Origin of the sequence: Bacteroides sp. AM41-16 (genome assembly GCF_003603495.1) — a bacterium.
GTDB classification, from domain to species: domain Bacteria; phylum Bacteroidota; class Bacteroidia; order Bacteroidales; family Bacteroidaceae; genus Bacteroides; species Bacteroides uniformis.
The window spans coordinates 55,416-62,358 of the sequence record NZ_QTNE01000028.1 but is presented as its reverse complement, the minus strand read 5'-3'; the positions used below and the strand labels follow the sequence as shown (position 1 = coordinate 62,358).

The following is a 6,943-nucleotide window of genomic DNA, read 5'->3' as shown; positions in this document are numbered from 1 at the left end:
AAGTTAATACTTTATTCCTTGCTGACACAGTTTAATTTACATCCTCTTTATCACTCGGTCTATCTTCTTATCCTGCATATCGAACCTATCCATGATACGTTCCATCCATGCGGTAAATTCATCTTTATCTATATACATAAGGCTGTCTGATTAAATTGTACCAATCATAAAATAACTTTGGTTGGACGGGTCTTTGAGTATGATGTCCCGTTCCCGCATAAAGCGGATATAGCTTTTTGCGGTACGTTCTTTCACGTCCAAAATCTGCTGTATCTGTTCGCACAGGTCTATGTAGGTTATATGTTCCTGTCTGCCGAACACCTCACGTGCAACCCCGACCAGTTCCTTTTCCTTACGCTTCTCTTTTTCCTCACGGGTCTTTTCACCCCTGTAAAGGTGCATCCCGGCTGCTTTATCCCATGCGAACAGCATCAAAGGAACGTCCAATGGGCTGCCATCCCTTACTTTCAGTGCTTTTACCACTGATTGTGTGGGTTCTTCGTCCTTTTCGATGGAAAGAATTGTTGCTGCTTTACGCTGTAATTCCGAGCCTAAATGTCCCCGTAACTTCAAACCACTGGGTACGAAATGCAGTACGCAGAGAATACAGGTATTATAAATTCCTGCCAATCGGTACAGTTCATCTATAACCGCCACACTTTCCACTTCATCATTAGCACTTTTTACAAGGTCAGCAATGCCATCTATCACAACTAATTGTATGCCCCCGTATTGGTAATAAAACTTATCCATGCTTTGAACAATAGCGTGCAGTCGTTCTTTTCGGGACATACCCGTCAGACAAAATGCTTTCAGTTCTTCCGGTTTGTTCGGTTGCTTGGCACGTGCCAGTAGGTTACTTACATTCTTGAACAGTTGTACTTCGGACTGTTCCGTATCATAGAGTAATACCGCTTTGTGTTTACTGTTGGCTGCTATCTGTATGCCGAGCGTATCTATTTCCTTATCCGGTTGGCAGATACAGCCCGCTAACATGGCAGCTATATAATTACTCTTTCCTGTTCCCTCGCCGCCTGTAATACCAAACAGGTTTCCTTGTGTTCCCAATGGAACATCTCCGGCAGAAATTATAACCTGTGCTTTTGCCGGAGGATTATTGAAGTCTATTTCGCACGATTTAAGCATAATCAATGTATCACTATATAGGTTATCTAAAAATTCGATAAACAATTTCAGGAAATCTTCACGAGTATTCCCTGCCTTGAAATAATCGGAAATATCCTTTTCCTCTTTTGTGCCGGAAAGCGGTAGGAGCAAACGTTTTACCCCCAATTCTTCCAACTGCTTTTCCTGTTTACGTGCGCTTTCCTTGCCCGTTTTATCGGTATCATATAACAAGATGATATGCTTAAAACGGAATGTCAGTTTATAAATCAATGTAGGTGGGATAGTCACCGTTTCACTGTTGAAGCAGATTGCATGAAAACCATGTGCCGCCAATGACATGACATCTTTTTCTCCGCCCGTAATAAACAGGGTATCACCCTTTGCGGGCAGTTGCTCCAATCCGAAACAATAGTTTTCTCCGAAATTGCCACCATATAGGAAACGGGTTTTCGAGAACGGACGATACAATTTTATGTACCGTTTGTTCTTATACCCGTACATCGGTTCTGTTACGGATGAAGTATAAGTGAACGGTGTCCCGTCCGCCGTTACGCTCTGAAAATCCCGTAAGGAACATACCTTGTAGAGTTCCAACACTTCCGGTGTGATGCCGTACTGTTGCCAGTACATCAATTCGGCAAGCGGGAATTTCTGTTCTCTGAACTGGTAAGGTTTGCTTTCCTTGTCAGATGTTTCTTCCGGCATATCATTTATTATATGGGAAGATGTACGGGTAACTGGTATCGGATTACCTGTTGCAAGTCCTAATCCTAAATCCCGGTCTATGGTTTCCAATATTTCCACAAAATCCATTGAATTATTGCAGTCCAGCCCTTTAAGTCGTCCTACGAAAAAGAAACAATCACCGCTATAACTGTCGTTACCGAAGTCTTTCATTTTATAGATACCACTTCGGCGGTCGAAATAGATGTTACAAGACGCTTTATTATCCTCGTAAAGTGGGTTTAAGAAATTACGACCTATCCGCCAATTACCGGATATGTAATGCTTGAATACGGATAGCCCGTTACTTGTCCTTTCTAAGATTTCTTCTTTCCTTAACATATAGCTGGTGGTTGGTTATCAGGTCTTGAATGTTTTCTTTATTACTTCTTATTAGACGTTCTTCCAACATCCGTTTTACTTCACTGATTTTGTAAAAGTAACGCCCCCGAATATTGGAGTAGGCAATAGTTCCAGCCACTCGCAGACGTTGGAGTGTCTTTTCACTGATTTTCAAAAATGTGCAGACCTCGTAACTATCCACCCAAATTTCATCTTCATTGGTGCTTTCCGCTTCCATGTGGTTGAAAATGTAATCCGCAATAGCGGTAATCTTGTTGTCTAATTCCTTATAGGCTTTTGACTCAAATGTTATTATCTCCATTTTGCTAACTAATTGATTTGCCGCAAAGTTGGAGCGTTTTAAAAAATAAATCTTCCAACCTCTTTCCAAGTTGGAAGATTTATTTTTCGGAATAATTGTAGGTAAAACAAGGCAAATATTACCTATTTTCGCAATAATAAAGAAAAAAATAGATTAGGGAACGGGTGAAAACAAAAACAACCAAGTTGGTAAGAACTTGGTTGTTTTTATTTATAGGTTATCATCTTCATCCATCTTTTTAAGCAGGCTTTTTATTAAGCTGTTTAGAAAAGAAGTCCGGTCTTTTTTCCTGTCTTTCATAGTTATGTATGTCCGGTAGTAGTCGCCTAAGTCGATTTGAAACGACGCTTCCATAAAAGTCATAATTTCTTTTATATCCGCTTGTCCGTTATTCAAGACACCCGCCGCATAGATAGCATAGCCTAATTCTACGGCTGCTATTTTGGTTGCAGTCCACCGGAAAGGGTGTTCCGGTAAGAAAGACCGACTTTTTGCGATGATTACTTGCTTATCAACCCCATGTAGCTTTTTATTCAGATAAATGCAAAGCATATCATTCGCTAATATTTGTGCTGCTTTGTGGTCGTAACAAGTGGAAAACTCCGGGTCACGGTCATAAGGTACACAATTCGGACACAACTTAAAATCAATATGCCCCCGTACAAAATAATGATTGTCTAAGTGGGTCGCTTTAGAACGGTAATATTGGTAAAAATCCAAATTACTTTCAAAATAGGAAGTCAATTCATCCAATCTGTCGTTATAATACTTTTTTAAAACTTCAATACTTCCATGCGGTTTTCGCATTTCGGTATTGTAAATCTCTGTAAAGTATAATAATCTACTCAATACTTCCGGTTTGATGTGTTTGAAGAAATAAATTTCTTCTTCTTTGCTGCTGAAAGGATGATTGACAATATATGTTCTCAAATCTTCGAGTGACCGTTGTAGGAACTCGACTACATTGAGAACTACCTCTATTGAAATATTCCAGTTATCAACATCTATTTTTTCATAGATAGCACAGTCTATGTTTCTTATAAATTCTTCAAAATCAATTTCATTGCTCATGTTATAACGGTTGTCTTAATGCCGAAAAATGTATCTTTATTATGCCTTTTGTAAAAGGCAGAATGCCGGAAATGTTAGGAACAAACATTTCCAGCACCAAGCCTTTTTACGATAAAGTTAGATTAGGACTTTTGCCCTATTACTATTTTGTAGCCGGAAACCAGCTTCGTGTGTTATTGGCAATCCTTACTAACATCAACATCACTGGAACTTCGACCAGCACACCCACCACCGTAGCCAATGCAGCCCCGGATTGTAAACCAAAAAGAGAAATAGCCACAGCAACCGCCAATTCAAAGAAATTACTTGCCCCAATCATTCCGGCAGGTGCGGCAACATCATGGGGTAATTTCCACCATTTCGCCCAACCGTAAGCAACGAAGAATATCAGAACCGTTTGCAACACAAGCGGAACTGCAATCAATAAGATATGCAGAGGATTGTTCAGTATTGTTTCTCCCTGAAATGAAAACAGGATAATAAGCGTTAATAGCAACCCACCTACCGTATAATTATTAAATTTCTTAATAAATACGTTATTGAAATATTCCACACCTTTGCGGCGGATAACCATTATTCGGGTAATGACCCCGGCAGCAAGTGGTATCACAACAAACAGCCCTACGGATAGCAACAGAGTGTCCCACGGGATAGATACGCCGCCAACCCCCAGCAGGAAAGCAACGATAGGGGCAAACGCTACCAATATGATTAAATCGTTCACTGCCACTTGTACCAGTGTATAAGCGGCATCCCCTTTGGTAAGGTAACTCCACACGAACACCATAGCTGTACAAGGTGCAGCCCCCAATAATACCGCCCCGGCTAAATATTCTTCGGCTAATCCGGCAGGTATAAAGGCTTTGAAAACCACATAGAAGAATAAATAAGCTATTCCGAACATGGTAAATGGCTTTATCAGCCAATTTGTAACGCAAGTGACTATTATTCCTTTCGGACGCTTGCCGACATTCTTAACACTTTGAAAATCCACTTTTAGCATCATCGGATAAATCATTAACCAAATCAGGATTGCCACGGGTATAGACACGTTGGCATATTCAAATTTGCTTAATGTTTGCGGAATTGCCGGAAGCCATTGTCCCACAGCAATTCCAATAATGATGCACAATGCAACCCAGATAGTCAGATATTTTTCAAAAAATCCAATTCCTTGTTTCTTTTCCATAACAACAACTATTTAGCTTAATTGTGGTTTTAATTCGTTCAGGTAGAAATCATAGAAACGGGATTTTATTTCATCCCGTACCCGATGAAATTCACTATTTATAAACTCCGATGTTCCGGTTGCTTCCGAGGGGTCGTCAAATCCTATATGCAGCCTGTTTCTTACTTTACCCGTAAACATAGGGCAGCTTTCGTTTGCGCCACCACAGACCGTAATAACATAGTCCCATTCCTGCCCTATATATAGGTTTACACTTTTAGGGGTATGGCGGGTTAAATCTATACCCATTTCATCCATAACCTTTACTGCCATCGGATTAACCTTTTCAGCAGGTTTTGTTCCTGCTGAAAAGACATCCAGTTTATTGTCAAATGATTGTAAAAAGCCATGTGCCATTTGACTACGGCAGCTATTCCCTGTACAAAGAATTAAAATCTTCATGTTTTTAATTATTTTTCCAAGCTATCAGGGCAGCATTTCCCTTTGACAATTCTTCTACTTTCTTAATCCAAATCAATTCATTTTGCGCCTTTGCCCGCAAGAAAGAATTTTCGGTGTCAGTTAATGACAAGCAAGCATTCACTACCCACCATTTATTATTAATCCCGGCACGTTGTAAATCCATTTGCAAGCGTTCGGCTTCAAATACGGGGGTTGCTTCGGGCAGGGTCACAATAACGACTTCTGTTTCCTGCTGGTTTCTCAAACGTGGCAACAGTTTTCTAACCGAAGCGGGGGTATCGCCATGTGTACGTTGCACTTCTTTATGGTAACTTTCCGTTGCATCCAGCAATAACAAAGTGTGTCCGGTGGGTGCGGTATCAATTACTACGACTTCATTTTCCGCTTTATCGACAATTTCAGCAAAAGCCCGGAATACTGCGATTTCCTGCGTACACGGTGAACGTAAATCTTCCTCTATATATTCCATATCTTCGGCAGTCATTGTTTCCGCAGCCTTACTGCGAACCTCGTTTTTATAGGCTTCCAATACTTCCGCTTCATCAATACGGCTTACTGTAATACCCGCCTGAACAGCAAGGTTATAATTCAGATGATTTGCCGGGTCAGTGGTGGTAAGATGTACCTTTGCACCCAGTTTTGTTAATTTCAGGGCAATTTCAGTGGCTAAAGTGGTTTTTCCTACACCACCTTTTCCCATAGTAAAAACAACCCTTTTTCCTGATTGATAGAGGTCGTTTACCAGTTCATCTATCCCTTTGGCATCAGTAATCCGCTGATAGTTCGCATCATTTGTTAAATTATCATTGTAAAGCATCCGGCGGATATTCGCAATATTAGATAAATTGTATGACCGTAAAGGAACATAATAAGACGGATATTCCAACAGTTCCGAAGGGGGCTGTTTCAGGGCGTTTTGCTGCCTGTCATATATCTGTTTCGATACGTTATCGGCTTCATCTAATTGCAGCAAAAGACCATTGATTACCAATAGCTGGTTTTTAATTCCCAGTAGTTGTAATTCATGTGAAGAACGGGCAGCTTCTTTTAATGGTGCGATTTCAGGACGGCTAACCAATACTAAGCGGGTTGCGTTTGCATCCGAAAGTGTTTCAACTGCCTGCTTATAGATACCTTTTCTTTCTTCCAAACCGGATAATTGACCTAAGCAAGATGCACCGTGCGTACTCTCACTAATAAATGTACTCCACGCTGATGGCAGTTGTAACATTCGTAACGTGTGTCCCGTGGGGGCTGTATCAAAGATAATATGGTCGTATTCTTTTGCTTTATCGGCATCCGTGATAAAATCGGAAAACTGGTTGAAAGCCGCAATTTCTACCGTACAAGAGCCTGAAAGTTGTTCTTCCATATTCTGAATTACACTTTCGGGCAGTTGTCCCCGGAAAGGAGCAATAACGCTTTCCCTGTATTCGGCTGCGGCTTGTTCCGGGTCGAGATTAACGACCGTTAAGCCGGGTACTTCTTGAATATCCGTACCGTGTCCGTTCAGTGTTTGATTAAACACATCTTGCAGGTTTGAAGCCGGGTCTGTACTGATAAGCAGTATTTTCTTTCCATTATCTGCCAAGCCTACCGCAGTAGCACAAGCAATCGAAGTTTTTCCTACACCGCCCTTTCCGGTGAAGAAAAGGTATTTCGTCAAATCTATATCAGATAAATTAAATGTTTTCATTTTTATATAA

General features: G+C 40.8%; 6 protein-coding genes and 1 pseudogene. All 7 read right to left on the bottom strand.

Annotation, left to right across the window (positions count from 1 at the left end; genetic code table 11):
* Positions 1 to 45: 45 nt before the first annotated feature.
* Positions 46 to 138, bottom strand: a pseudogene (locus DW896_RS19670) (DNA-binding protein); the annotation flags it as partial.
* Between the two features lie 12 nt (positions 139 to 150).
* Positions 151 to 2,193: a bifunctional DNA primase/helicase gene (locus tag DW896_RS19665; protein ID WP_115484106.1), complete on the bottom strand. Its 2,043-nt coding sequence runs from the start codon at positions 2,191 to 2,193 to the stop codon at positions 151 to 153.
* Complete coding sequence (locus DW896_RS19660) at positions 2,156 to 2,515, bottom strand: helix-turn-helix domain-containing protein (protein WP_044155343.1); 360 nt, start codon at positions 2,513 to 2,515, stop codon at positions 2,156 to 2,158. The genes DW896_RS19665 and DW896_RS19660 overlap by 38 nt, the downstream gene beginning before the upstream one ends.
* Positions 2,516 to 2,725: 210 nt before the next feature.
* On the bottom strand, positions 2,726 to 3,586 hold the full coding sequence (locus tag DW896_RS19655) for an RteC domain-containing protein (RefSeq protein WP_119993721.1): 861 nt from the start codon (positions 3,584 to 3,586) through the stop codon (positions 2,726 to 2,728).
* A gap of 142 nt (positions 3,587 to 3,728) precedes the next feature.
* Positions 3,729 to 4,775, bottom strand: a complete 1,047-nt coding sequence (gene arsB, locus DW896_RS19650; protein WP_007216076.1) for an ACR3 family arsenite efflux transporter — start codon at positions 4,773 to 4,775, stop codon at positions 3,729 to 3,731.
* 12 nt (positions 4,776 to 4,787) lie between these two features.
* Positions 4,788 to 5,216, bottom strand: coding sequence for an arsenate reductase ArsC (locus DW896_RS19645; protein WP_119993719.1), 429 nt, complete (start codon positions 5,214 to 5,216; stop codon positions 4,788 to 4,790).
* Between the two features lie 4 nt (positions 5,217 to 5,220).
* A complete protein-coding gene (gene arsA, locus DW896_RS19640; RefSeq protein WP_119993717.1) occupies positions 5,221 to 6,933 on the bottom strand; it encodes an arsenical pump-driving ATPase in 1,713 nt (570 codons plus the stop codon).
* Between the last annotated feature and the right edge of the window lie 10 nt (positions 6,934 to 6,943).

What these genes read in the sequence shown, in the direction of transcription:
- DW896_RS19665 (WP_115484106.1), bottom strand. Translation starts at nt 2,193, where the DNA reads ATGTTAAGGAAAGAAGAAATCTTAGAAAGGACAAGTAACGGGCTATCC.
- DW896_RS19660 (WP_044155343.1), bottom strand. Translation starts at nt 2,515, where the DNA reads ATGGAGATAATAACATTTGAGTCAAAAGCCTATAAGGAATTAGACAAC.
- DW896_RS19655 (WP_119993721.1), bottom strand. Translation starts at nt 3,586, where the DNA reads ATGAGCAATGAAATTGATTTTGAAGAATTTATAAGAAACATAGACTGT.
- arsB (WP_007216076.1), bottom strand. Translation starts at nt 4,775, where the DNA reads ATGGAAAAGAAACAAGGAATTGGATTTTTTGAAAAATATCTGACTATC.
- DW896_RS19645 (WP_119993719.1), bottom strand. Translation starts at nt 5,216, where the DNA reads ATGAAGATTTTAATTCTTTGTACAGGGAATAGCTGCCGTAGTCAAATG.
- arsA (WP_119993717.1), bottom strand. Translation starts at nt 6,933, where the DNA reads ATGAAAACATTTAATTTATCTGATATAGATTTGACGAAATACCTTTTC.